Annotated in this window: 26 protein-coding genes; 13 read left to right on the top strand and 13 right to left on the bottom strand. The window is 73.6% G+C overall.

Going from position 1 to position 23,213, the window contains the following annotated elements:
• Positions 1–9: 9 nt before the first annotated feature.
• Positions 10–384 carry a cupin domain-containing protein gene (locus ACFYZ3_RS35735; protein ID WP_388526791.1) on the bottom strand — a complete coding sequence of 125 codons (375 nt, stop codon included), beginning with the start codon at positions 382–384 and terminating at the stop codon, positions 10–12.
• 110 nt (positions 385–494) lie between these two features.
• Here ACFYZ3_RS35735 and ACFYZ3_RS35730 point away from each other — a divergent pair, with 110 nt between their 5' ends.
• The gene (locus tag ACFYZ3_RS35730) at positions 495–941 is read left to right on the top strand and encodes a MarR family transcriptional regulator (protein ID WP_356865489.1); all 447 of its coding nucleotides are present in this window, start codon (positions 495–497) and stop codon (positions 939–941) included.
• 179 nt (positions 942–1,120) lie between these two features.
• Positions 1,121–1,993: an esterase/lipase family protein gene (locus tag ACFYZ3_RS35725; protein ID WP_388526788.1), complete on the top strand. Its 873-nt coding sequence runs from the start codon at positions 1,121–1,123 to the stop codon at positions 1,991–1,993.
• A 112-nt stretch (positions 1,994–2,105) separates the two neighbouring features.
• On the opposite strand, the gene cbcC is transcribed toward ACFYZ3_RS35725, so the two are convergent.
• Entirely contained in the window at positions 2,106–3,149 is a 1,044-nt protein-coding gene (gene cbcC / locus ACFYZ3_RS35720; protein ID WP_388526785.1) for a carbohydrate-binding protein CbpC, read from the bottom strand.
• A 178-nt stretch (positions 3,150–3,327) separates the two neighbouring features.
• On the opposite strand from cbcC, the gene ACFYZ3_RS35715 reads away from it, so the two are divergent.
• A complete protein-coding gene (locus tag ACFYZ3_RS35715) occupies positions 3,328–3,798 on the top strand; it encodes a GNAT family N-acetyltransferase (protein ID WP_388526783.1) in 471 nt (156 codons plus the stop codon).
• A gap of 25 nt (positions 3,799–3,823) precedes the next feature.
• On the opposite strand, the gene ACFYZ3_RS35710 is transcribed toward ACFYZ3_RS35715, so the two are convergent.
• Complete coding sequence (locus ACFYZ3_RS35710) at positions 3,824–3,958, bottom strand: hypothetical protein (RefSeq protein WP_003977094.1); 135 nt, start codon at positions 3,956–3,958, stop codon at positions 3,824–3,826.
• 151 nt (positions 3,959–4,109) lie between these two features.
• On the opposite strand from ACFYZ3_RS35710, the gene ACFYZ3_RS35705 reads away from it, so the two are divergent.
• Complete coding sequence (locus ACFYZ3_RS35705) at positions 4,110–4,727, top strand: class I SAM-dependent methyltransferase (RefSeq protein WP_388526780.1); 618 nt, start codon at positions 4,110–4,112, stop codon at positions 4,725–4,727.
• 13 nt (positions 4,728–4,740) lie between these two features.
• Here the strand turns inward: ACFYZ3_RS35705 and ACFYZ3_RS35700 are convergent, their stop codons facing one another.
• Both ACFYZ3_RS35700 and ACFYZ3_RS35695 read right to left on the bottom strand, forming a co-directional pair.
• Positions 4,741–5,241 (bottom strand): DUF402 domain-containing protein, encoded by a 501-nt coding sequence (locus tag ACFYZ3_RS35700; RefSeq protein ID WP_388526777.1) that lies wholly within the window; start codon positions 5,239–5,241, stop codon positions 4,741–4,743.
• Positions 5,222–6,148, bottom strand: coding sequence for a GNAT family N-acetyltransferase (locus tag ACFYZ3_RS35695; protein ID WP_388526775.1), 927 nt, complete (start codon positions 6,146–6,148; stop codon positions 5,222–5,224). The genes ACFYZ3_RS35700 and ACFYZ3_RS35695 overlap by 20 nt, the downstream gene beginning before the upstream one ends.
• Positions 6,149–6,219: 71 nt before the next feature.
• Between ACFYZ3_RS35695 and ACFYZ3_RS35690 the strand changes: the two genes are divergently transcribed.
• The gene (locus tag ACFYZ3_RS35690) at positions 6,220–6,585 is read left to right on the top strand and encodes a GntR family transcriptional regulator (protein ID WP_388526772.1); all 366 of its coding nucleotides are present in this window, start codon (positions 6,220–6,222) and stop codon (positions 6,583–6,585) included.
• An 80-nt stretch (positions 6,586–6,665) separates the two neighbouring features.
• Here the strand turns inward: ACFYZ3_RS35690 and ACFYZ3_RS35685 are convergent, their stop codons facing one another.
• Both ACFYZ3_RS35685 and ACFYZ3_RS35680 read right to left on the bottom strand, forming a co-directional pair.
• Positions 6,666–7,436, bottom strand: coding sequence for a DUF72 domain-containing protein (locus ACFYZ3_RS35685; RefSeq protein ID WP_388526770.1), 771 nt, complete (start codon positions 7,434–7,436; stop codon positions 6,666–6,668).
• 34 nt (positions 7,437–7,470) lie between these two features.
• On the bottom strand, positions 7,471–8,565 hold the full coding sequence (locus ACFYZ3_RS35680; RefSeq protein ID WP_388526768.1) for a DUF5925 domain-containing protein: 1,095 nt from the start codon (positions 8,563–8,565) through the stop codon (positions 7,471–7,473).
• Positions 8,566–8,750: 185 nt separating this feature from the next.
• On the opposite strand from ACFYZ3_RS35680, the gene ACFYZ3_RS35675 reads away from it, so the two are divergent.
• Positions 8,751–9,557 carry an SGNH family lipase gene (locus tag ACFYZ3_RS35675; protein WP_388526765.1) on the top strand — a complete coding sequence of 269 codons (807 nt, stop codon included), beginning with the start codon at positions 8,751–8,753 and terminating at the stop codon, positions 9,555–9,557.
• A 2-nt stretch (positions 9,558–9,559) separates the two neighbouring features.
• Here the strand turns inward: ACFYZ3_RS35675 and ACFYZ3_RS35670 are convergent, their stop codons facing one another.
• A complete protein-coding gene (locus ACFYZ3_RS35670; protein ID WP_388526762.1) occupies positions 9,560–11,215 on the bottom strand; it encodes a serine/threonine-protein kinase in 1,656 nt (551 codons plus the stop codon).
• 224 nt (positions 11,216–11,439) lie between these two features.
• Between ACFYZ3_RS35670 and ACFYZ3_RS35665 the strand changes: the two genes are divergently transcribed.
• The 3 genes from ACFYZ3_RS35665 to ACFYZ3_RS35655 all read left to right on the top strand — a co-directional run bounded on the left by ACFYZ3_RS35665 (position 11,440) and on the right by ACFYZ3_RS35655 (position 13,116).
• A complete protein-coding gene (locus tag ACFYZ3_RS35665; RefSeq protein ID WP_388526910.1) occupies positions 11,440–11,982 on the top strand; it encodes a sigma-70 family RNA polymerase sigma factor in 543 nt (180 codons plus the stop codon).
• Positions 11,979–12,731, top strand: a complete 753-nt coding sequence (locus ACFYZ3_RS35660; RefSeq protein ID WP_388526759.1) for an anti-sigma factor domain-containing protein — start codon at positions 11,979–11,981, stop codon at positions 12,729–12,731. Before ACFYZ3_RS35665 ends, ACFYZ3_RS35660 begins: the two co-directional genes overlap by 4 nt.
• Before the next feature lie 115 nt (positions 12,732–12,846).
• Positions 12,847–13,116 (top strand): hypothetical protein, encoded by a 270-nt coding sequence (locus ACFYZ3_RS35655; RefSeq protein WP_003977105.1) that lies wholly within the window; start codon positions 12,847–12,849, stop codon positions 13,114–13,116.
• A 224-nt stretch (positions 13,117–13,340) separates the two neighbouring features.
• Here the strand turns inward: ACFYZ3_RS35655 and ACFYZ3_RS35650 are convergent, their stop codons facing one another.
• A complete protein-coding gene (locus tag ACFYZ3_RS35650) occupies positions 13,341–14,156 on the bottom strand; it encodes an ABC transporter permease (RefSeq protein ID WP_388526756.1) in 816 nt (271 codons plus the stop codon).
• The gene (locus ACFYZ3_RS35645) at positions 14,153–15,124 is read right to left on the bottom strand and encodes an ATP-binding cassette domain-containing protein (protein ID WP_388526753.1); all 972 of its coding nucleotides are present in this window, start codon (positions 15,122–15,124) and stop codon (positions 14,153–14,155) included. Before ACFYZ3_RS35645 ends, ACFYZ3_RS35650 begins: the two co-directional genes overlap by 4 nt.
• 63 nt (positions 15,125–15,187) lie before the next feature.
• On the opposite strand from ACFYZ3_RS35645, the gene ACFYZ3_RS35640 reads away from it, so the two are divergent.
• The gene (locus ACFYZ3_RS35640; protein ID WP_388526750.1) at positions 15,188–15,892 is read left to right on the top strand and encodes a TetR/AcrR family transcriptional regulator C-terminal domain-containing protein; all 705 of its coding nucleotides are present in this window, start codon (positions 15,188–15,190) and stop codon (positions 15,890–15,892) included.
• A gap of 73 nt (positions 15,893–15,965) precedes the next feature.
• On the opposite strand, the gene ACFYZ3_RS35635 is transcribed toward ACFYZ3_RS35640, so the two are convergent.
• Genes ACFYZ3_RS35635 through hmgA form a run of 3 tightly spaced genes read right to left on the bottom strand, consistent with a single transcriptional unit; the run spans position 15,966 to position 19,250 of the window.
• Positions 15,966–17,126: a type ISP restriction/modification enzyme gene (locus ACFYZ3_RS35635; RefSeq protein ID WP_388526747.1), complete on the bottom strand. Its 1,161-nt coding sequence runs from the start codon at positions 17,124–17,126 to the stop codon at positions 15,966–15,968.
• A gap of 22 nt (positions 17,127–17,148) precedes the next feature.
• Positions 17,149–17,898: a GntR family transcriptional regulator gene (locus ACFYZ3_RS35630; RefSeq protein ID WP_388526744.1), complete on the bottom strand. Its 750-nt coding sequence runs from the start codon at positions 17,896–17,898 to the stop codon at positions 17,149–17,151.
• Between the two features lie 26 nt (positions 17,899–17,924).
• Positions 17,925–19,250 (bottom strand): homogentisate 1,2-dioxygenase, encoded by a 1,326-nt coding sequence (gene hmgA / locus ACFYZ3_RS35625; protein WP_388526741.1) that lies wholly within the window; start codon positions 19,248–19,250, stop codon positions 17,925–17,927.
• Positions 19,251–19,452: 202 nt separating this feature from the next.
• Between hmgA and ACFYZ3_RS35620 the strand changes: the two genes are divergently transcribed.
• The 3 genes from ACFYZ3_RS35620 (at position 19,453) to ACFYZ3_RS35610 (ending at position 23,106) form a co-directional block, all read left to right on the top strand.
• A complete protein-coding gene (locus ACFYZ3_RS35620; protein WP_388526738.1) occupies positions 19,453–20,022 on the top strand; it encodes a hypothetical protein in 570 nt (189 codons plus the stop codon).
• A gap of 97 nt (positions 20,023–20,119) precedes the next feature.
• Positions 20,120–20,737, top strand: a complete 618-nt coding sequence (locus ACFYZ3_RS35615; RefSeq protein ID WP_388526735.1) for a TetR family transcriptional regulator — start codon at positions 20,120–20,122, stop codon at positions 20,735–20,737.
• 125 nt (positions 20,738–20,862) lie between these two features.
• Positions 20,863–23,106, top strand: a complete 2,244-nt coding sequence (locus ACFYZ3_RS35610; RefSeq protein WP_388526732.1) for a molybdopterin-dependent oxidoreductase — start codon at positions 20,863–20,865, stop codon at positions 23,104–23,106.
• The last annotated feature ends 107 nt before the right edge of the window (positions 23,107–23,213 follow it).

The following is a 23,213-nucleotide window of genomic DNA, read 5'->3' as shown; positions in this document are numbered from 1 at the left end:
CCCCGCGGGTCAGTTGGCCCACGGGGGAGTGAGGCGGGTGCCGTCGGCCAGCTCCGCCGTCAGGCCCACGGAGGTGGTGACCCAGGAGGTCGCGGTCCGGTCGGTGGGGTTCTCGACGGCGAGGGTCGCCCCGGAACCGATGATCACGGTGTCGCCCGCGGCGACGCGCTCGGTGCGGCCGTCGAGGGTGATCAGCAGCTCGCCGGTGAGCAGGTGGAAGATCTCCTCCCGGTCGACGGTGTGCGCGGGCGCCTTCGTCCCCGCCGGGATCTCGCCCCGCCAGGCGCACAGCTCCTTGCTGCCGGCGCGGGGACTGGCGTACGAGACGAAGCGGGCGCCGTGGATCTCGTGGGTGACGCCTTCGGACGAGCGGACGACGGGCATGACGGGGCTCCTCTGGACATACGACCAACATGGTCAAGTGGCTTGACTATCCTTACGGCTCTTATGGTCAAGCTGCTTGACCAACGTGTCAAGGGTGTTTCAATGCCCCCGTGCAGAACTCCGACGCCATGGCCCTGACCGCCGCCCTGCTCGCCGCGGCCGGTGGACTCACGCAGCGCATCCATGAAGGGGTCGTCGCCCGCGGCTTCGAGGGGGTGCGGCCCGCGCACGGGTTCGCCTTCGCCCGGCTCGCCCCGGACGGCGCGACGGTCACCGACCTGGCCGTGCACCTCGGAGTGACCAAGCAGGCCGCCAGTCAGCTCGTCGACGAGCTGGTCCGCAAGGGGTACGCCGAGCGCCGGCCGCATCCCGCCGACGCGCGCGCCCGGCTCGTCGTCATGACGGAGGCGGGGTGGGCCTGCACGCGGGCGGCGGAGGCGGCGGCCGCGGAGGCCGTGGGCGCGTGGGCCGACGTGCTCGGCGAGGACGGGGTACGGGCGCTGCGCGACGGCCTGCTGCGCGTGGCGCCGAACGGGCCGATGCGGCCCACCTGGTGATCTGACCCGCTGCCACCTGCGGTGCCGACGGCGTCGGTTATCACTGGAAGTTTTTACTGACGCGTAACTTCACACTTGCACTACTCGCCCGTAACTTGACGAGTGAACAGCATCCCGTGATCCGGATCACAGGGCATCCCTGCCGTCGCAACTCCCCCGATCCGCAAGGAGATCACCCGATGCTGCCCTGGAGTCGAGTGTTCAGACCGCTGGCCGCACTGCTGCTGGCCGTCGCGGTCGCCCTGGTCCCCGCCGTCACCGCCACCGCCGCCCCCACCGCGGACGCCCGCCCCGGCTCCGGCTGGAACGACTACACCTGCAAGCCCTCAGCCGCCCACCCCCGCCCCGTCGTCCTCGTCCACGGCACCTTCGGGAACTCCGTCGACAACTGGCTCGGCCTCGCGCCCTACCTGAAGAACCGCGGCTACTGCGTCTTCTCCCTCGACTACGGCCAACTGCCCGGCGTCCCGCTCTTCCACGGGCTCGGACCGGTCGAGAAGTCGGCGGAACAACTGGCCGCCCACGTCGACAAGGTGCTCGCCGCGACCGGCGCCGCCGAGACCGACCTCGTCGGCCACTCGCAGGGCGGCATGATGCCCCGCTACTACCTCAGGTTCCTCGGCGGAGCCGCCAAGGTGAACGCCCTGGTCGGCATCGCGCCCAGCAACCACGGCACCACGCTGTCCGGCCTCACCCGCCTGCTGCCGTACTTCCCCGGCGTCGAGGACCTGCTCAACGAGCACACCCCCGCCCTCGCCGACCAGGTCGTCGGCTCCGACGTCCTCACCAAGCTCAACGCGGGCGGCGACACCGTGCCCGGCGTCCGCTACACCGTCCTCGCCACGAAGTACGACGAGGTGGTCACGCCGTACCGCAGCCAGTTCCTCGACGGCCCCGGCGTGCGCAACGTCCTGCTCCAGGACCTGTGCCCGCTCGACCTCTCCGAGCACCTGGCGATCGGACTGTTCGACCGGATCGCCTTCCACGAGGTGACCAACGCCCTGGACCCGGCGCACGCCACGCCCACCACCTGCGCCTCGGTCTTCGGCTGACGGGCGCCGCCCCCGCCCCCCCCCGGCGCACGTCACGCGGGGCCCGCCCGGCCTGAGCCGCCGGATGGGCCCCGCGTTTCCCCGTTCCCCCGTGGTTCCCCCGCGTTCCGCGTCAGTGGCCGTGCCGGCCACCGGTCGTCGCGCGTCGCCGGACCGACGCGAACAGGACGGCCGCGCCGAGGGCCAGGGCCGCGGCGCCGCCGACGGCGATGTACGGCGTGGTGCTGTCCCCGCCGGTCTCGGCGAGGTTCTCCGTGCCCCCGCCGGCGGCCTTGACCCGGTTGGGCTCGGCGGCGGTACCGGGCGCCTGCTCCGGGGCGGCGGCCGGGTCCGTCGGGTCCGTGGTGGTCGCCGCGTCCTGGTCGCCGTGACCGTGGTGCTCGATCGTCGACTTCTCCGCCGCGGCCGCGAGCTGCTCCTCGGAGGGCGCGGAGGCCTCCGGAGCCGGGGCGGCGCCCGCCTCCGCGTCGCCGGACGCGGTGCCGTCGCCGCTGCCGCTGCCGCCGTCGCTGCCGCCGAAGGTGACGTCCGAGCAGGAGTAGAACGCCTCCGGGCTGTCCGAGCGCTGCCACACCGCGTACAGCAGGTGCTTGCCGGACCGCTCCGGCAGCGTGCCGGAGAAGGTGTAGAAGCCGCCCGAGGCGACCGGGTCGGTGGAGGTCGCCACCGGGGCGGACAGGTCCAGGTCGCCCCAGCCGAGCGGCTGCGAGGGGTCGTAGCCCGGCTTCGTGATGTAGACCTTGAACGTGCCCTTGTGCGGGGCCGTCACGCGGTACTTGAAGGTGTACGAGCCGCTGCTCACGCCGGTCGCGGGCCAGTCGGCGCGGGCCAGGTCCAGGCCCTTGAACGCCGGGTCGCCCGCGCTGCACAGCTTGCCGTCCGGGATCAGCTCCTGGTGCTTGCCGGCGGCGTTGCCGATGCGGATGCCGTTCCAGTCGTAGAGCGCCTGCGTGCCGCCCGCCGCGACCGCCGCCCTGCACGCGGCCGACTTCGGGCTCTCGGGCCCCTCGGCGTGGCACTGCGACACCCGGCTGACCGGGTCGCCCATCGAACCGTGCGCCGAGGCGGGGGCGGCGGCCAACGTGGTCAGGGCGAGCGGGGCGAGACCGGCGACGACGACGGCTGCGGCCCTGCGGGACGCGGACGGTGCGGGCATGGGGAACTCCTCGAAACGGTCACTGGGGATGCGGCAACTCGGGCCGGAACCCGTGGGGTTGATCAGCAAGCTAGCCCCGGAGGACCGCGAAATCGCCTGTTGGAGGCGGGTGACGGAGATCCTTATGGTCGCGTTAAGGGAGTGCTCAGGCTGGGCTGAGGTAGCTACCGTTCGCGGCATGGAACGAGAACGGATCCGGCCCGCGACCGCCGCGGACGTGCCGGCGGTGAAGGCCGTGACCGACGCCGCGTACGTCCCCTACGTCGAGCGCATCGGGGTGGTGCCGCAGCCCATGGAGGCGGACCACGCGGCGGACGTGGCGGCGGGGAAGGTGTTCGTCACGGACGAGCCCGGCACGGGCCGGGCGGGACCCGTGGGACTCGTCGTCGTCGAGGCGCACGCCGACCACCTGTTCCTCGACAGCGTCGCCGTCCACCCCGACGCGCACGGCAGGGGCGTGGGCCGGCGGCTGCTGCGGTTCGTGGAGGCGCACGCGCGGGCGCTGGGCCTGCCCGAGATCAGGCTCTACACGAACGCGATGATGCGGGAGAACCAGGAGATCTACCCGAGGTACGGCTACGAAGTCGTGGAACGCCGTGTGGACGGGCCCTACGACCGCGTCCACTACCGCAAACGGCTGCTGCTCTGAGGCGTCTCATGCCCGGACCTGCCGGTCAGCTCTCCGGCCACCAGGTGCGCGCGATGTCCTTGCGGACCTCGGGGCGCCCGGAGGGGCGCTCGTCGATCTCCTCGCGGACTCGGCGGGCGTCGGTCTTCTTCAGGGGCTTCTGCACGGTCAGACGGCGCATGGCTGCCTCCTTACGGATCCACCGGGTTCCGCGTTCTCACGGAGGTAGACCCTTTCCCCGAGACTCACTCATCGATGCATGACTGTCAGTGGCGGTTGTCACGTTCCCGCGCCCCGATTCCGTTGTCAGTGGCGGGTGTCACCCTGGGCGCATGAGTGGGAACAGTGACGAAGCGACCGCACCGGGTGCCGACTGGGACGCGCTGGCCGCCTCCTTCGACGACGAGCCGGACCACGGCCTGCGCGACGCGGAGGTGCGCCGGGCCTGGGCGGCCAGGCTGGCCTCCTGGCTGCCCGCGCTCCCCGGTGACGTGCTCGACCTGGGCTGCGGCACCGGCAGCCTGTCACTCCTCGCGGCCGAGCAGGGGCACCGGGTCACCGGCGTCGACCTCTCCCCGGCCATGGTGGAGCTGGCCAGGACCAAACTCGCCGGCCGTGACGCGGTGTTCCTCACCGGTGACGCCGCGGCACCGCCCGTGGGGGAGCAGCGCTTCGACGCCGTGCTGGTCCGGCACGTCCTGTGGACGCTGCCCGACCCCGGCCGGGCGCTGCGGCACTGGCGGCAGTTGCTGCGCCCCGAAGGGCGGCTGGTCCTGGTCGAGGGCGTGTGGGGGAGCGTCGCCCCGGTCGGCATACCGGCCGACAGGGTCACCGCCCTGCTCGGCCCGCTCGCCGGGCAGGCCCGGGTGGAGCGGCTGTCGGACGACCCGTCGCTGTGGGGCAGGGAGGTGGCGGACGAGCGGTACGCGGTGGTGGCGACGTACGGGTGAGCCGCGCGGCGGCCTACTCCAGCAGGCCGGTGAAGCCGTCCCCGCGGGCCAGCCGCTCCAGTTCCTCCAGCGCGGCCACCGCGGCGGCGGCGGCCTCCGGGTCCCGGCCCGCCAGTCCGCTCTCGGCGAACTCGTCCTCGTCCAGGCGCCGTACGTCCGTGCCGTCGGCGGAGCGCCACAGGTCCAGGTCGAGGTCCTCGACGACCAGTTCCGTGCCGGTGAGGACGGCGGGGCGGGCGATGTCGCAGTACCAGCCCTTCAGCACACCGGCGTCGGTCCGGACCTCCTTCACCGAGTACCACCGGTCGCGCCAGTAGTACTCGGTGAAGACGTCCCCGGCCTCGAAGCGCACGAAGCCGAAGTCGCGCACACCGTCCCCCGCCCAGGGGGCACGCACGGCGAGGCGGACGCCGTCGTCGTGCAGCAGCGCGGCCGCGTACCGGATCTTCGTACGGCCCGCCTTGACCAGGATCACGTCCACCTCGGTGGGCGGTTCAGCCGACTTCACGGACATGGCGCACCTCCGTCGCGCAGATCTCGTACCCGAGCCACTTGTTGACGGCGAGCATCGGGCCGTTGTCGGTGTCGTTGCCGGTGAGCGCCTCCGTGTACCCGGCCGCGCGGGCCCGGTGCAGGGAGTCGGTCTTGGCGAGCTTGGCCAGGCCCCGGCCGCGCCGGGCGCGGACCGTGCCCGTCATCGCGGTCGCGTACCGGGTGCCGTCGGTGTGGGCGACGGTGAAGGCGGCCGGGCGGCCGTCGACGACCACGACCGTGGTCAGTTCGCGGTCGAGCAGCGGGTGCCGCCAGGTCTCCGCGAGCCAGGCCTCGTAGTCCGTGAACTCGACGCCGACGTCGCTCGGTTCGTCCGCGACCGTCTCCGCGTCCAGCTCGAACACGGGCCGGGGGTCGTCCGCGTAGTCGGCGGCGGTGCGCAGCTCGACACCCGGGGGAGGGGACGCCAGGGGCGGGAGCGCGGCGTTCGCCAGGTCCAGCCGGAGGAAGTGCGAGGCGCGCCGCCGTTCGTAGCCGTGCCGCTCGGCGAAGGCCAGGTGGGCGGGCCCGTCCAGCACCCAGGAGTACAGCTTCCCGGCGCCCTCGCCGGTCAGGTACTCCTCGGCCGTACGCACCAGCAGTCCACCGGCCCCGCGCCGGAACCGCTCGGGATGGACGTAGACGTTCAGGTAGCCCTGACCGGGCTCCGGGCTGTCGTGCACCAGCCCGAGCTGGGCGGTGCCGATCACCTCCCCGTCCTCCTCCGCGACCAGGGACCGGCTCCGGGCGTCCGGGTGGGTGTGGACGAGCCGGTGCACGACTGCCTCGGGCGTCCACAGCATGAACGGCACGGCGAGATGGCGGACCTGGGCGAAGGCCGCGACGTCGGCCGGGTCGTCGGAACGCAGGTCGCGTACAAGAACGGTCATGGGGGCGCACGCTACGGCGGCCGGGCGGTCGGGTGCCTCTCATTTTCGCGGGGATACGGGACAATCGCCGGGTGACCTTGAAGATCCATGTCGACGACGGCGCGCCGCCCTACGAGCAGGTGCGGGCGCAGATCTCCGAACAGGCCCGCTCGGGAGCGCTGCCGGTCGGGTACCGGCTGCCCACCGTGCGCGGACTGGCCGAATCCCTCGGGCTCGCCGCGAACACGGTCGCCAAGGCGTACCGGGCGCTGGAGGCGGACGGGGTGATCGAGACGCGGGGGCGCAACGGCACGTTCGTCGCTGCCGCGGGCTCTGCGGCTCAGCGGGAGGTGGCCCTCGCGGCCCAGGGATATGCCGAGCGGGCTCGGCGGCTCGGGCTCAGCGAGGGGGACGCGCTCGCCGCGGTGCGGGATGCCCTGCGGGCGGCTTACGGGTGAGCGCCGTTTTGGTTCGGGCCGCCAGCCTGCTGCGGGTTCGTTGTGGCTGGTCGCGCCCACGCGGCGGAGCCGCACATGTCTCAGCCCCGCGCCCCTTTGGGGCGCGTTCGGGTGACCCTGAGGTTCGAAGTGCGGGCCAGTGTGGCCAACAACGCCGCGTCCGTCACTGCTGCCCCCTTCGGGTCGTTGTTGAAGTAGGCGTAGACGTCGCTCGTGTTCGGCCAGGTCGTGGTGATGCGGTCGATCCAGGTGGCCAGGGAGCGGCGGCCGTAGTGCGGCCAGGCCGCGGCCCGGCCCTCGTGGAAGCGGACGTAGCCCCAGTCGGTGGTGCGCCACAGAGGTGTGACGGGGCGGGCCCGAACGTCCGCCCAGCACAGGGCCGCTCGCCGGGACACGAGGACCTCGCGGGTCTCGGGCGTCCACCAGGACGCGTGCCGGGGTTCCACCGCGACCCGGGTGCCCGGCGGGAAGCAGGCCAGGCAGGTGTCCAGGAGGTCCGGGTCGGCGCGCAGGGTCGGGGGCAGTTGCAGCAGGACCGGGCCGAGACGCTCGCCCAGGCCGGCCGCGTGGGTCATCAGGCGGTCGACCGGTTCGGCCGGGTCGCGCAGGCGTTTGATGTGCGTCAGGTAGCGGCTGGCCTTGACCGCGACCGTGAAGTCCGGTGGGACGCGGTCCCGCCATGCGGCGAAGGTCTCCCGGGCGGGCAGGCGGTAGAAGGCGTTGTTGATCTCGACCGTCGCGAAGGCGGCCGCGTAGTGCTCCAGCCAGAGCCGGACCGGCAGACCGGGCGGGTAGAAGGCCTCCCGCCAGTCCCGGTACTGCCAGCCCGACGTGCCGACGAACAGGGTCATATCACTATCAAAGCACCGCGCTGCGGCGGGCGGGCTACAGGTACAGCCCGGCCTCCGTGCCCGCCCGCGGCTCCGGCAGCGCGGTCGGCGAGGTGCCCCGGCGCAGGGCGTACAGCTCCGCCAGGGAGGCGCCCTCGCGGCCGACCCCTTCCTCCGTGCCGAGCCAGTCCACCGCCTCCCGCCGGGTCAGCGGGCCGACCTCGATGCGGGCCAGGCAGCGGCCGGGGCGGACGACGGCGGGGTGCAGGCGCTCCAGGTCCTCGTTGGTCGTGACGCCGACCAGGACGTTGCGACCCTGGCCCAGGAGTCCGTCGGTGAGGTTCAGCAGGCGGGAGAGCGCCTGGCCCGCCGTGTGCTTGGCCTCGCCGCGGATCAGTTCGTCGCAGTCCTCCAGCAGCAGCAGCCGCCAGCGGCCCTTGCCCGCCTCGTCCTCCTCGCCGATGGCGATGTCCATCAGATAGCCGACGTCGGAGAAGAGCCGCTCCGGGTCGAGGACGCAGTCCACCTGGCACCAGTCCCGCCAGGAGCGGGCCAGCGTGCGCAGCGCTGAGGTCTTGCCGGTGCCCGGCGGACCGTGCAGGAGCAGCAGCCGGCCCGCGATGTCCTCGGGCGTCGTCTTCATCAGGCCGTCCATCGCGTCGGCGACCGGCGCCGTGTAGTTGGCCCGGACCTCGTCCCAGGTGCCCGCGGCGATCTGACGGGTGGTGCGGTGCGGGCCGCGGCGCGGGGAGACGTACCAGAAGCCCATCGTCACGTTCTCCGGCTGCGGCTCGGGTTCGTCCGCCGCTCCGTCCGTCGCCTCGGCCAGCACCTTCTCGGCGAGGTCGGCGCTGGTCGCCGTCACCGTGACGTCGGCGCCCCGGTTCCAGCGGGAGATCAGCAGCGTCCAGCCGTCGCCCTCCGCCAGCGTCGCGCTGCGGTCGTCGTCGCGGGCGATCCGCAGTACGCGCGCGCCGGGCGGCAGCAGCGTGGCACCGGACCGTACGCGGTCGATGTTCGCCGCGTGCGAGTACGGCTGCTCACCCGTGGCGAAACGGCCGAGGAACAGCGCGTCGACGACATCGGACGGGGAGTCGCTGTCGTCCACGTTGAGCCGGATCGGCAGGACTTCGTGCGGGTTCACGGACATGCCGCCATGATCGGGCACCCGGCCGCCGCGTGCACCCGCTTTCCCGGGCACACGGGGCAGGCACGTTCCCGTCGGCTTTCGTCCGGACTTGAACGAGTGTCAGCCATTTCTTGGCATGCACACTTCCAGTCAACGCGCGTAGCTGCTACCACGGTTGTGGCAGCAATCCTGCTAAGGGAGGTTCCATGAGACGTTTCCGACTTGTCGGCTTCCTGAGTTCGTTCCTCCTCGCCGCCGGCGCCGCCCTCACCGGGGCAGCGACCGCCCAGGCGGCCCAACCCGCCGCCGCCGACGGCTATGTGGCCCTCGGCGACTCCTACTCCTCCGGGGTCGGAGCAGGCAGCTACATCAGCTCGAGCGGCGACTGCAAGCGCAGCACGAAGTCCCATCCGTACCTGTGGGCGGCTGCCCACTCACCCTCCACGTTCGACTTCACCGCCTGTTCCGGCGCCCGTACGGGTGAAGTTCTGGCCGGACAGCTCGGTCCGCTCAACTCCGGCACCGGCCTGGTCTCGATCAGCATCGGCGGCAACGACGCCGGATTCGCCGACGTCATGACGACGTGTGTGCTCCAGTCCGACAGCTCCTGCCTGTCGCGGATCGCCACCGCGGAGGCGTACGTCGACTCGACGCTGCCCGGCAAGCTCGACGGCGTCTACTCGGCGATCAGCGACAAGGCACCGAACGCCCACGTCGTCGTCATCGGCTACCCGCGCTTCTACAAGCTCGGCGCCACCTGCATCGGCCTGTCCGAGACCAAGCGGACGGCGATCAACAAGGCCTCCGACCACCTCAACACCGTCATCGCCCAGCGCGTCGCTGCCCACGGCTTCACCTTCGGCGACGTACGCACCACCTTCACCGGCCACGAGCTGTGCTCCGGCAGCCCCTGGCTGCACAGCGTCAACTGGCTGAACATCGGCGAGTCGTACCACCCCACCGCGGCCGGCCAGTCCGGTGGCTACCTGCCGGTCCTCAACGGCGCCGCCTGACCTCAGGCGGCAGGAGAAGAAGAAGGAACGGAGGGAGACGAGGAGTGGGAGGCCCCGCCCGTCGGGGTCTCCGTCCCGGTCTCCGTCCCGGTCCCGGTCCCGGTCCCGCAGGTCACCGAGAACGCCACCGCGTTGGACGTGGCCCGCACCGGGCTCCGCACCTCCACGCGCACGGCGCTCTCGAACGCGCCGGTGTCGTCGTGCGTCGTCACCACCACGCTGTCCTGACGCGAGCGGTCGCCGCCCGAGGGGAAGGACAGCGTCCGCCACCCCGGGTCGGAGACCGACCCGTCCGCGGTCACCCACCGGTAGCCGACCTCCGCGGGCAGCCGCCCGACCGTGAACGTCGCCGTGAACGAGGGCGCCCGGTCGTGCGGCGGCGGGCAGGCCCCCGAGTAGCCGGTGCGCGAGCCCGCCACGGACACCTTCACCGACTGCGGTGCGGGGCTGCTCTCCCCGCCGCCGCTCCCGGACGACGCCGAGGGGCTGGGTTCCCCGGCGCCGCCGCTCGTCGCCGCGGACGTGGCCCCCGGGCCCGGGCTCCCGCCCGAACCCTCCGTCCCGCCACCGCCGTCCGAGCGGTCCAGCAGCGTGTACGTCAGTCCTGCCAGCGCCAGGACCAGTACGGCCAGCCCCACCACCAGCACGGCACGCGCCCGCCGGTCCCGGCCCGCCGGCGTACCGGGGACACCCGCCGCGGACGCGTCCCCGGCCGCCGGTACGGGCATCGGCGGCGTCGGCGCGGCGGGCGGCCCCGGGTGGGCCACGACCGTCGGGGCGAACGCGCCGGACGGCGTCGCGCCGGTGCGCGGACCCCGGCCGGACGGTGCCCCGCCGGTGCCCACGAGGCGCAGCGCGCGCTCGGCCTCCTCCGCCGGGAGCCGCTCGGCGGGATCCTTGCGCAGCAGGCCCTCCACCACCGGCCCCAGCGGACCCGCGCGGTGCGGCGGCGGCAGCTCCTCGTCGACGATCGCCCGCAGGGTGCTCAGGGGAGTGTCCTGACGGAACGGCGAGGCCCCCTCCACCGCCGCGTACAGCAGCACGCCCAGCGACCACAGGTCGGACGCGGGACCGGGCGTGCGGCCGAGCGCCCGCTCCGGGGCGAGGAACTCGGGCGAGCCGACGACCTCACCGGTCATGGTCAGCGCCTCGCTGCCCTCGACCCTCGCGATCCCGAAGTCGGTGAGCACCACCCGGCCGTCGTTCGCCAGCAGCACGTTGGCCGGCTTCACGTCCCGGTGCAGCACCCCCGCGGCGTGCGCGGCCCGCAGCGCGGCCAGTACCTCGGCGCCGATCAGCCCGGCCCGGCGGGGCTCCAACGGGCCCTCGGCGTCCAGCAGGTCGGCCAGGGACAGCCCGCGGACCAGCTCCATCACGATCCAGGGCCGGCCTCCGTCGGTGGCCACGTCGTACACCGTGACCACGTTGGGGTGGGAGATCCGGGCGGCGGCCCACGCCTCGCGCTCCAGCCGGGCGTACATCCGCCCGACGTCGGTCTGCGACAGCCCGGCGGGGGCGCGCACCTCCTTGACGGCGACCTCGCGGCGCAACACCTCGTCGCGGGCGCGCCACACGGTGCCCATGCCGCCCTCGCCGAGCGGCGACAGGAGCCGGTAGCGACCGGCGATCACACGCTCGCCGTCGGGTTCTCCGGACACGGGCGCCCCCTATGACGTCGCGCGCGGACCCTCACAAAGTAGCCCAACCCTGCGCGGACGCGACCCCCTTGGCGTCGATCCCGCCCCGGCGACTGGCGTTTTCGGGCCGTGCGTCCGTAACCCTGCGGAGGGCGTGCCACCGCGCGCCCGGCGGTGGCGTCGACGGGCCGGACGCGGTCCGCGGAGAGGGGGACGGGGTGGAGGGCGACCGGGTGGAGGACCGGGTGGCGGCGGACGAGCTGCTGGTGCTGGTGGCGGACGGCGACCAGAAGGCCTTCGAGGAGCTGTACGGGCTGGTGTCGGGGCCGGTGTTCGGGCTCGTGCGGCGCGTGGTGCGCGACCCGGCGCAGTCCGAGGAGGTGGCACAGGAGGTAATGCTCGAACTGTGGCGGTCCGCGGCCCGCTTCGACCCCCGCCGGGGGAGCGCCCTGTCGTGGATCCTCACCGTCGCCCACCGCCGCGCCGTCGACCGGGTGCGCAGCGCCCGTGCCGCCGGCGAACGCGACCGGCGCGAGGCCCACCGCTCCCACCACCCCGCCTTCGACCAGGTCGCGGAGGAGGTCGAGGCGGGGCTCGAACGCGAAGGGGTGCGGCGCTGCCTGGACCGGCTGACCGCCCTCCAGCGCCAGTCGGTCACCCTCGCCTACTACGACGGCTACACCTACCGGGAGGTGGCCGAGCGCCTCTCCCTCCCGCTGGGCACCGTGAAGACCCGGATGCGGGACGGGCTGGGCCGCCTGCGCGAGTGCCTGGGAGGCGCCGCATGAGCCTCTTCGGCCACTCGCTCGCCGCCCCCTACGCCCTGGACGCCCTGGAGGGCGCCGAACGGGTCCGCTTCGAACGGCACCTGGAGGGCTGCGCCCGCTGCGCCGCCGAGGTGCGGGCGCTGTCCGAGGACGCCGTCCGGCTGGCCCGCTCCACGGCCGCCCCCGCGCCGCCCGCCCTGCGTGAGCGGGTCCTGGCCGCCGTACGCACCACCGCGCAGGAGCCCGCGCCCGCGCGCGGACCGGTTCCGCGGCGGTCGGTCGGGCACGTCCGGCCGCGTCCCCCGCTCGTGCCGTTCGCCACGGTGACGGCCGCCGCGGCGCTCGTGGTCGCCTCGCTCTTCGCGGTGCGGGCCGACCACACCCGGGACGAGTTGGACACCGCACGGGACCGGGCACGTGAGATCGCCCACGTTCTCGCCGCTCCGGACGCCCGGGCGGCGCGTGGTGCGGACGCACGCGGCCGCGGTGTCGCGGTGGTCGCCTCCGTGTCCAGGGGGCGCGCGGTGGTGACCCTGAGCGGGTACGGCGAGCCGCCGGGCGACCGCGTGCGCCAACTGTGGCTGCTGCGCCCCGGCGCCGAGCCGCGCTCCCTCGGGCTCTTCGACGGCGACACGCCCCTGATCGCCTCCGGCCTGAGCCGCTCCGCGACGTCACTCGCGGTGACGGTGGAACCCGACGGGGGCTCGGACCTGCCGACGAGTGAGCCGGTCGTCCAACTCGCCCTGGAATCTGTCGGATTCGGAGAGTAATCGTCAACCCCCTTACGGGGAAGGTGAATCCTGTGACCGCGATACACGCATGCCGTACCGGGGCGATAGGGTTACCCTGCCCGGGCCGGGTGGACTCGTACGGGTGGGGAGTGACATGGAACAGATAACAGTGCGCAGCAGGGCAAGGGTCCCTGCGATCACCTGCGGGAGCAGCGCGACCAGCTCGCGCCTCGACCGTCATCTCGCGGTACTCGGAGGGCCCGCCCTCCCGCCGCGGGAGACCGTGGAGGCGACGTCGCTGATGCGTGAGCTGACCGCGCGTGAGCCCGCACACAAGCGCAGCAACCGGGGCGCCAGGGTGCGCCGCGTCTCGCTGTTCGCGCCACTGCGTCGACTGCGCCGCTCGCTGTTCGGCGGCAACTGAGGCCCGCGCTCCGGCGGTCACACCTCCCGGCGCGGCGCCGCGGCACTCGTCCGTCGTCCCCACGGCACGCAGCGGCGCCCCGGTGTGCTCCCCGAGCGCGGGTCGTCCCCGGTACACCCGACCTCGTACGTCCGTCCCGCACGCGTTCGCACGTTCTCGTCCCGCACGGCACGTCCCCGTCCCCGCCGTCTCCCCACCGGCGGTGACGCGCTGCCCCGGCCCGTTCAGCGGTTCCCGTGCGCGTACCGGCGTACCGCGAGCGGGACGAACACCGCCAGCAGTACCGCGCACCAGGCCAGCGACCCGGCGACGGGATGCGTCACCGGCCAGGCGGCCCCGTCCGGCACCGGCGCGTTGCCGAAGAGGTCCCGCAGCGCCGTGGTGACCGCGCTGATCGGGTTCCACTCCGCCACCGTGCGCAGCCAGCCCGGCAGTCCGTCGGTCGGGATGTACGCGTTGGACAGCAGCGGAAGGATGAAGGTCGCGCCGCCCAGTTGACCGGCGGCCTCCTCGTTGCGGGTGAGCAGTCCCAGGAAGATCCCGATCCACGTCGTCGCGAACCGGAACAGCAGCAACAGCCCGAGCGCGCCCACCGCGCCGAGCGCGCCGCCCTCCACCCGCCAGCCCACCGCGAGCCCGACGAGCAGCAGCGGCACCGTCCCGGCGGCCGTGACGAGCACGTCGGCGACCGACTGCCCGAGCGGCACGGCGGCCCGGCTCACCGGCAGCGTCCGCAGGCGGTCCGTCACGCCCCGGTGGGTGTCCTGGGCCGCCTGGAACATGCCCGTCATGATGCCGTTCGCGGCGGTGGCGACCAGCAGGCCCGGCACCAGGAAGGCCCGGTACTCCTCGCCCGGCATCGCCAGCGCGCTGCCGAAGACATAGCCGAAGAACAGCAGCATCGTGATCGGCATGGTCTGGGTGAGGATCAGCAGACCCGGGTTGTTGCGGGCCCGCCGCAACTGGCGTCCCAGCATGGCCGCGCCGTCGTACGCCAGACCGTACGCCGGGCCGTGCGGCTCCGTCGGCACCGCGCTCATGCCACCAGCTCCTTGCCGTCGTTGCTCTCGTCGCTGTCGTTGCCGCCGGTCAGGCGGAGGAACACGTCGTCGAGGGTCGGCGGCCGCAGGCTCGCGTCCGCCAGGGGCACGCCCGCCGCGTCGAGCTCGCGCACCAGACGGGGCAGGGTCAGGGTCGGATCGGTGCTGACGGCGCCGACCCTGCGCCGCTCGTGGTCGAGGACCGGTTCGGCGCCGGTCAGCCGGTCCAGGACCGCCGCCGCACGCACCAGGGCGTCCGCGTCCGGGACGACGGCCTCCGCGTAGGCCCCCACCAGAGCCTTGAGTTCGGCCGGCGACCCGGTGTGCGCGACCCGGCCCCGGTCCACCAGTGCGATGTCGTCGGCCAGGCGGTCGGCCTCCTCCAGGTACTGCGTGGTCAGCAGCACGGTCGTGCCGTCCGCCTTCAAGGCGCGCACGGCCTCCCAGATGTGGTTCCGGCTGGCCGGGTCGAGCCCGGTCGTCGGCTCGTCCAGGAACAGCACCTCGGGGCGGCGCACCAGGCTCGCGGCCAGGTCGAGACGGCGCCGCATGCCGCCGGACAGGGTCGCGGCGGGCCGGTCGGCGGCGTCGGCCAGGCCGAAGCGGTCCAGCAGCTCGTCGGCCCGCGCCGCCGCGTCCCGCACCCGGTGCAGCCGGGCGAACAGCCGCAGGTTCTGCCGCCCGGTGAGGTCTCCGTCCACCGAGGCGTACTGCCCGGTCACCCCGATCAGGCGACGCACCGCGGTCGCCTCCCGCACCAGGTCGCGCCCGGCCACCCGCGCCGAGCCCGCGTCCGGTCGCAGCAGGGTCGTCAGCAGCCGGACCGCCGTGGTCTTGCCCGCCCCGTTCGGCCCGAGCAGCCCGCAGACGGTGCCCTGGGCCACCGCGAGATCCAGGCCGCGCAGCGCGTGCACGGCACCGAAGCGCTTCTCCAGACCCTCACTAAGTACAGCGTACGTAGTAGTCATGGATCGACCATAGCGCACTACGTACGGTGTACGTAACTAGGATGGTGGCCGAGGTGATGCACGATGGCGGGCCGAGCGGCCGTACCCGAAGTGATCTGGTCGCGCCCCGAGCGCACCGGCCGCGGTCCGAGACCGGCGTACACCCGCGCCGACATCGCCGCCGCCGCGGTGCGGATCGCCGACGCAGAGGGCCTGGACGCGGTCTCCATGCGCCGCGTCGCCGGCGAGCTGGGCTGCGGCACCATGTCGCTCTACAACTACGTCCCCCGCAAGGAGGACCTGTACGAGCTGATGATGGACGCGGTCAGCGGCGAGCACGAGCTGTGGGAGCCGAGCGGCGACTGGCGCGCGGACCTGATCCGGGTCGCCCACCAGACCCGCGCCCTGATGCACCGCCACACCTGGTTGCCCCGCCTGATGTCCCCCGTCTACGGCTTCAGCCCCAACGCCCTGCGCTACCTGGAGCACTGCCTGGCCTGCCTCGACCCCTTCGAGGCGCCCTACGGCACCAAGATGGAGCTGGTCGCGATGGTCAACGGCGTGGTGACGACGTACGTCGCCAACGAGATCGCCACCGTGGAGCGCACCCGCTCCCTGCCCTGGTCCGAGGAGCAGGAGACCGCGATGCGCATCGCCTACCTCGGCCGGCAGGTCGCGAGCGGCGCCTACCCGCGGCTGGCGGCGTCCTTCGCCGAGGACGCGGGACCGATCGACCTGGAGGGAGTCTTCGAGCGGGCGCTGACCCGGGTGCTCGACGGGTTCGCCTGAGCCGGGGCCGTGTTCCCGCGGCCGGTGGCCCCGAGGGTCACAGCAGCGTCGCGGGTCACAGCAGTGCCGCGGGTCACAGCAGCGCCAGCTGTCCCTCCGGCCCCTCCTCGCGGGCGTCCAGGACGGAGGCGGGCCGACGGGCCGACGCCGGGACCGGCAGGACGCCCGTCTCGCGCAGCTCGGTCGCGGTGATTTCGTCCGTGATCGTCAACTCCCGGCATGCGTCCCGCACTTCGGCCAGGAGTGCGAGCACCGTGATCAGCTCCAGCAGCTCGGACGTCCAGGTCTGCGGCCAGCCCACCGGGCGGATCGCGGTCAGCGTGCCCGGTTCGCCCTCCGCCGTGCGGGCCGCGAACCACTGTTCGAGCACCCGCACCCCGCCCACCTCGAAGTCCCAGGCTCCGGCCGGCACGGGGGAGACGCGGCCCTCGTCCAGGAGGAGGGCCTCCTCGTCGCGGTCGTAGCGCAGGGTCAGCGGCTGCGGGGGCAAAGGGGCGCGGACGTACGGGCGGCGGCCGCCGGGCAGCCTGGGGCGTTCGCCGTCGCGGCGCATCAGCCACAGGGCGCGCCGGCCCAGTCCGACCCCGTGCTCCCACAGCGCGGGGTCCGCGGTGAGCGGCACCAGCGAGCCGGGCCGCACGGCCGCCACCGACCAGGCGAGCACGTCCGCAGGGTCGGGACGCCGGCCGAGGCGGGCGGCCAGGTGGTCCAGGAGGCCCGGGGCGAGGTTGGGCTCCGCGCCGCCGGGACGGCGATGCAGCGGTCGGATCCGGGCGGGCCCGAACAGCGGCAGCAGCGAGGTCGCGAGGAGCAGCGGCGGACCGGCGGCGTCGGGCGCCTCCACGACGAACACCTGCCGCGCGTCGGCCACCCGCCACAGCTCCGGACGGGCCGCGTCGATCAGCCGGTGGTCGGGAATCAGCCACTGCTCGTCGAACGGCGCCCGCAGCACCCTGACCGGCTCCGGACAGGGCCCCGCGGCACGTGACAGCCGCTCGGTGCCCCCGGCGCCGCCCGGCAGCCGCCCGACCGCCGAGTACGGCGTGCGCGAACGGGTCGGCTCGAACAGGGTCGCGCGGTCCGGTCCCTCGGCCTTCAGCAGGGCGTCCCAGCGGGCCTTGAGGGACGCCGCGTCGGGAGCCGTCGGCCACCCCCGGCCGAGCCGCGGCGGTGCGACGGACCACGGCATGAGGTCCGCCAGCGGCGGGGCGTCGTCGTGCGTCACGCCGGGCATCGTACGACGGGGCACCGCGGCCTCACGTGGCATCCAGGGTGACCGTGAAGGAGAAGCGGTCGCCCCGGTAGTGGATGACCGCCACGTCGAGGACCCGGCCGTCGGTGTCGTAGGTGATGCCCGTGTAGTGCAGGATCGGGCTGAGCAGCGGGACTTCGAGCAGCCGTGCCGTCTCCGGGTCCGCGAGCCGCGCCTCCACCGTGTCCGTGATCCGGCTGATGTCCGTGCCCACCACGTCCCGCAGCACCTTGGTCATCGGCCACCTGGCGAGGTCGTCCAGGTCGATGCGGCCGGCCAGTTCGGGACGGACGTAGTTGCGGGCGTGGTTGGTCGGCTCGCCCGTCTTCTCGTCGCAGCGCAGCCGGTGGTATGTCGCCACTTCCAACAGCTCCGGGAAGAACTCGGCGAGTTCGGGGGGTACGGCGGCGGTGCCGTGGTCCAGCAGCTCGGCCTTCATGCCGGACTGCTGGGCCACGATCGCGTCCACCGAGCCGAGCAGCCGCACCGGGGCGCCCCGGCGGGCGTCCGGCTCGATGAACGTGCCCCGCCGGCGGTGCCGGGTGATCAGCCCCTCGTCCTCCAGCTCCTTCAGCGCCTGCCGCATGGTCAGCACGCTCACCCCGTAGTGCCCGGCCAGCTGCTCCTCGGTGGGCAGACGGAGCGGGTCCCGGGGCGAGCGGCCGAGTATCGAGGCGCGCAGCGACTGCGACACCTGGTACCAGAGCGGCAGCTTGCGGTTCAGGACGATGGAGTCCGGGGCGAAGGAGGTCACGGGCCATCCGTACCGGTAGGAAAACCTCAGTGCAAGGGGCGGAAGTGCCGCTCCAGGCCCTGCCAGACGTCGTCGTAGCGGGCTTGCAGGTGCTCGGCGCGGGCCGCCTGGGGGGTGAGGGTCACCGGCCACCGCGTCTCGAACATGAACGCCAGCCCGTCGTCGATCCGCTGCGGCTTCAGCTCCGCGGCGCTCGCCCGGTCGAAGGTCTCCCGGTCCGGGCCGTGCGCCGACATCATGTTGTGCAGGGACCCGCCGCCCGGCACGAAGCCTTCCGCCTTCGCGTCGTAGGCGCCCTCGATCAGGCCCATGTACTCGCTCATCACGTTCCGGTGGAAGTACGGCGGCCGGAAGGTGTCCTCGCCCACCAGCCAGCGCGGCGCGAACACCACGAAGTCCACGCCCGCCAGGCCCGGGGTGTCCGACGGGGAGGTGAGCACCGTGAAGATCGACGGGTCCGGGTGGTCGTACGAGAGGGAGCCGATGACGTTGAAGCGGCGCAGGTCGTAGACGTAGGGCACGTGGTTGCCGTGCCAGGCGACGACGTCCAGCGGGGAGTGGTCGTACTCGGCCGTCCAGAGGTTGCCGCAGAACTTGTTGACCACCTCCACCGGGCCCGGCGCGCTCTCGTCGTCCTCGTACGCGGCGACCGGCGCGCGGAAGTCCCGGGCGTTGGCCAGGCCGTTGGCGCCGATCGGGCCCAGGTCGGGGAGCTGGAACGGCGCGCCGTAGTTCTCGCAGACGTAGCCGCGGGCGTCCTCGTCCAGCAGTTGCACGCGGAAGCGGACCCCGCGCGGGATCAGCGCCACATGCCCCGGCTCGGCGTGCAGCAGCCCGAACTCGGTGCGCAGCAGCAGGCCGCCGCGCTCCGGGACGATCAGCAGCTCGCCGTCCGCGTCGCTGAAGACGCGCTCCATGGACGCGGTGGCGTGGTACAGGTGCACGGCCATGCCGGTGCGCTGGGTCGCGTCGCCGTTGCCACCGAGCGTCCACAGCCCCTCGACGAAGTCCGTGGCGGGCCCGGGCACCGGCAGCGGGTTCCACCGCAGCCGGTTCGGGTCCGGCACGGCCTGGTTGAAGGGCGCGGTGCGGATCGTGCCGTTGCCCGAACGGGTGAATGCCGGGTGTGCGGCCGACGGGCGGATCCGGTACAGCCACGAGCGCCGGTTGTGCGCCCTCGGCTCCGTGAACGCCGTGCCGCTCAGCTGCTCCGCGTACAGGCCCAACGGCGCACGCTGCGGCGAGTTCCGGCCCTCGGGCAGCGCGCCCGCGACGGCTTCCGAGGCATGCTCGTTGCCGAAACCGGACAGATAGGCCAGCCCCTCCGCGGTCTTCCGTGCGTCCCCGCTCATTGATCGCTCCCTCGCAACCCGATTCCCACCCGATTCCTATGGCACACCGTAGGATTGCGGTTTCCCGCGCGCAAGAGGGCGCAAGAGGACTTCCCCGCTCCGCTCCTGCTCGTCCGCTCCGTCCTGGCATCCGTCGTGAGGATGACCGGAACCAGACCCCCGGGGGATCCGGACTGTCGGACCCGTGTTCTAGTCTCGCGTCATGTCGTGGACGCGGGGAGTGCTCGCCGTGCTCGCGGTCTGTGTCCTGCTGTTGACGGGATCGGCGGGCTGCGGCTCCGGTGACGTGGAGGAACCGGAGGCCGGGGATTCGGCCACTCCGGTGGGCAAGCTGCTCGAGGACACCGACGAGGAGGGCCGGCGCTACCGCGAGGTGGACGCCGAGCGCGCTCCCGAAGTCGGCATCGAGGTGCAGCCCGAGACCGACGACAGCTGGGACGTGCGCCTGACCGTCCGCGACTTCAGGTTCTCGCCGGAGGGCACGGAGGCGAGAGCGGTGGCCGGCCGCGGCGTCGCCCACCTCTTCCTCGACGGCGACCTCCTCACCCTCCTGCGCGGCCCCCGGTACCGCCTCCCCGCCGGCCTGGTCCCGCGCGGCACGCACCAGCTCACGGTCCGCCTGTACGCCGACGACGGCACCGTCTGGGCCGTCGACGGCAAGCCCGTGGAGAGCACGGCGGACATCACGGCGTCGGACGCCGAGCCGACCGGGGCGACCCGGCCGGAGACGGTCGAGGGCCGGACGGTCACCGAACCGGCGGCGGAGCGGTGAGCGCGCCCGCCACCCTCCTCCGGCGCCCCGGAGGCCCGGCGGGCGCCCGGGGCCGCAGCGGAGGCCACGGTTCACCCGGCCGGGTGGGCAGGGCATCATGAGGACCGTGTCCCACGCGACCCCGCTCCGCCGCGCCCCCGTGCAGCGACGCAGCGCCGAACGGCTGACCCGGATCCTCGACGCCTGCGCCGACCTCCTCGACGAGGTCGGTTACGACGCCCTCAGCACCCGGGCCGTGGCGCTGCGCGCGGACGTGCCCATCGGGTCGGTGTACCGCTTCTTCGGCAACAAGCGGCAGATGGCCGACGCCCTGGCCCAGCGCAACCTGGAGCGCTACGCGGAGCGCGTGACCGAACGGCTGACGGAGACGGGCGACGGCGGCTGGCGCGGTGCGCTGGACGCCGTGCTCGACGAGTACCTGGCGATGAAGCGGACCGCGCCCGGCTTCTCCCTGATCGACTTCGGCAACCAGATCCCGGTCGGCCGGCGCCACGCCGTCCCCAACCACCGCGTCGCCGAGCGGCTCACCGAACTGCTCTCCGGCTACCTTGGCCGCCGCCCCGACGACGACCTGCGCCGCGTCTTCCTCGTGGCCGTGGAGACCGCCGACACCCTCGTGCAGCTCGCCTTCCGGGTCGCGCCGGACGGTGACGAGAAGATCATCGAGGAGGCCCGGGAGCTGCTGCGGGCGTATCTGGGGCGCGTGCTCGACTGACCGGGCGCGGCCGCACAACCGCCCGAACACCCCTGCCGCCGTCCGTCCGACCCCTCCCCAACATGCCTACCGGTCGGTATGCTCGCCGGGCACAGCGCGCCACCGCCGCCTTCCGGGAGGACCCCGTGCCCCGCACCGCCCTGCGTATCTGCCCCCTGTGCGAGGCCACCTGCGGCCTGGCCCTCACCGTCGACGGCAGCACGGTCACCGCCGCCCGCGGCGACCGCGACGACGTCTTCAGCCGCGGCTACATCTGCCCCAAGGGTGCCACCTTCGGAGCCGTCGACGCCGACCCCGACCGGCTGCGCGCGCCCCTGGTGCGCAGGGACGGCGAACTGCGCGAAGCCACCTGGCAGGAGGCCTTCGACGCGGTCGCCGCCGGGGTCCGGCCCCTCGTCGAGCGGCACGGGCCGCACTCCGTCGGCGTGGTCCTCGGCAACCCCAACGTGCACACCGTGGCCGGCGCCCTCTACCCGAACGTCCTGCTCGGCGCCCTCGGCACTCGCAGCCTCTTCACCGCGTCCACGCTCGACCAGATGCCCAAGCACGTCTCCAGCGGACTGCTCTTCGGCGACGCGAACGCCATCCCGGTGCCCGACCTCGACCGCACCGACCACCTCCTGCTCATCGGCGCCAACCCGCTGGAGTCCAACGGCAGTCTGTGCACCGCCCCCGACTTCCCCGGCCGTCTCAAGGCCCTGAAGGCCCGCGGCGGCACCCTCACCGTCGTCGACCCGCGCCGCACCCGCACCGCGAAGCTCGCCGACCGGCACGTGGCGATCCGCCCCGGCACCGACGCGCTGCTGCTGGCCGCGATGGCCCACGTGCTGTACGAGGAGAGCCTGGTCGACCTCGGCGCACTCGCGCCGCACGTCGAGGGGGTCGACGAAGTCCGCCACGCCGTACGCGACTTCACCCCCGAGTCCGTCGCCGCCGCCTGCGACGTGGCACCGGAGGTGACCCGCGCCCTCGCCCGCGAACTCGCCGCCGCCCCCACCGCCGCCGTCTACGGCCGCATCGGCAGCTGCACCGTCCCGCACGGCACCCTCGCCAGCTGGCTCGTGGACGTCCTCAACATCCTCACCGGCAACCTCGACCGGCCCGGCGGCGCGCTCTTCCCGCAGGCCGCCACCGACCGGACCCCGCGCCCCGCCGGGCCCGGCCGCGGCTTCGCGCTCGGCCGCTGGCGCTCCCGGGTGGGCGGACACCCGGAGGCGAAGGGCGAACTGCCCCTGTCCGCCCTCGCCGAGGAGATCGACACCGCCACCGACGCGGGCGAGCCCGTCCGCGCGCTGCTCACGATCGCCGCCAACCCCGTCCTGTCCGCGCCCGACGGCGACCGGCTCGACAAGGCGCTGGACTCCCTCGACTTCATGGTGAGCGTCGACCCCTACCTCAACGAGACCTCCCGCCACGCCCACGTCGTCCTGCCGCCGCCCCCGCCGGCCCAGAGCCCGCACCACGACTTCGCCTTCAACACCCTCGCCGTGCGCAACCAGGTCCGCTACACCCGCCCCGCCGTCCCGCTCGAACCCGGCAGGAGGGCCGAGACGGAGATCCTCGCCCGGCTGACCCTGGCCGTCGGCGGCGGGCACGGCACCGACCCCGCCGCCGTCGACACCATGGTGATCGAACAGACCCTCGCCAGGTCCGTACGGGAGCCGTACTCACCCGTGCACGGCCGCGACCCCGGCGAACTGACCGCCCTGCTCACCGGTGAGGACGGCCCCGAGCGGCGCCTCGACCTGATGCTGCGCCTCGGCCCCTACGGCGACGGCTTCGGCGCCCGGCCCGACGGGCTGACCCTGGAGCGGCTCCTCGCCCACCCGCACGGCATCGACCTCGGCCCGCTGCGCCCACGCCTGCCGCAGCCCCTGAAGACCCGCAGCGGCAAGGTGGAGCTGCTCCCGGGGCCGATCGCCGCCGACCTGCCGCGCCTGGTGCGGGCCCTCGCCGAACGCCCTGCCGGAATCGTCCTGGTCGGCCGCCGCCATCTGCGCTCCAACAACAGCTGGATGCACAACATCCCCGCCCTCACCGGCGGCTCCAACCGCTGCACCCTGCACGTCCATCCCGAGGACGCCGCACGGCTGGGTCTGCGCGGTGCGCAACCGGTGCGCGTGCAGGGGCCCGGGGGAGCGGTGGCCGTCCCCGCCGAAATCACCGACACCGTCCGCCCCGGCGTGGTCAGCCTCCCGCACGGCTGGGGCCACGACCGGCCCGGCACCCGCCAGACGCACGCCGCCGCCGATCCCGGCGTCAACGTCAACCAGCTCCTCGACGGCAGCACCCTCGACCCGCTCTCGGGCAACGCCGTCCTCAACGGCGTACCCGTAACGCTCACACCGCTGACCGGCGCAGAGCTGTGACCTGGAGTTCTGCGCTTATTGCTCGCATGTCAACGTCTTGTTAACGCTGCTTCGCGCCACCTAACGTCGCTCGCACCGCCTGCCCCGGTGGGATGTTCAAGGGCGAA

The sequence above is a fragment of the Streptomyces sp. NPDC001599 genome, assembly GCF_042893535.1.
Lineage (GTDB): Bacteria > Actinomycetota > Actinomycetes > Streptomycetales > Streptomycetaceae > Streptomyces.
Note: the sequence above shows the minus strand (reverse complement) of the source record. Positions and strands in the feature narration are given on the sequence as shown.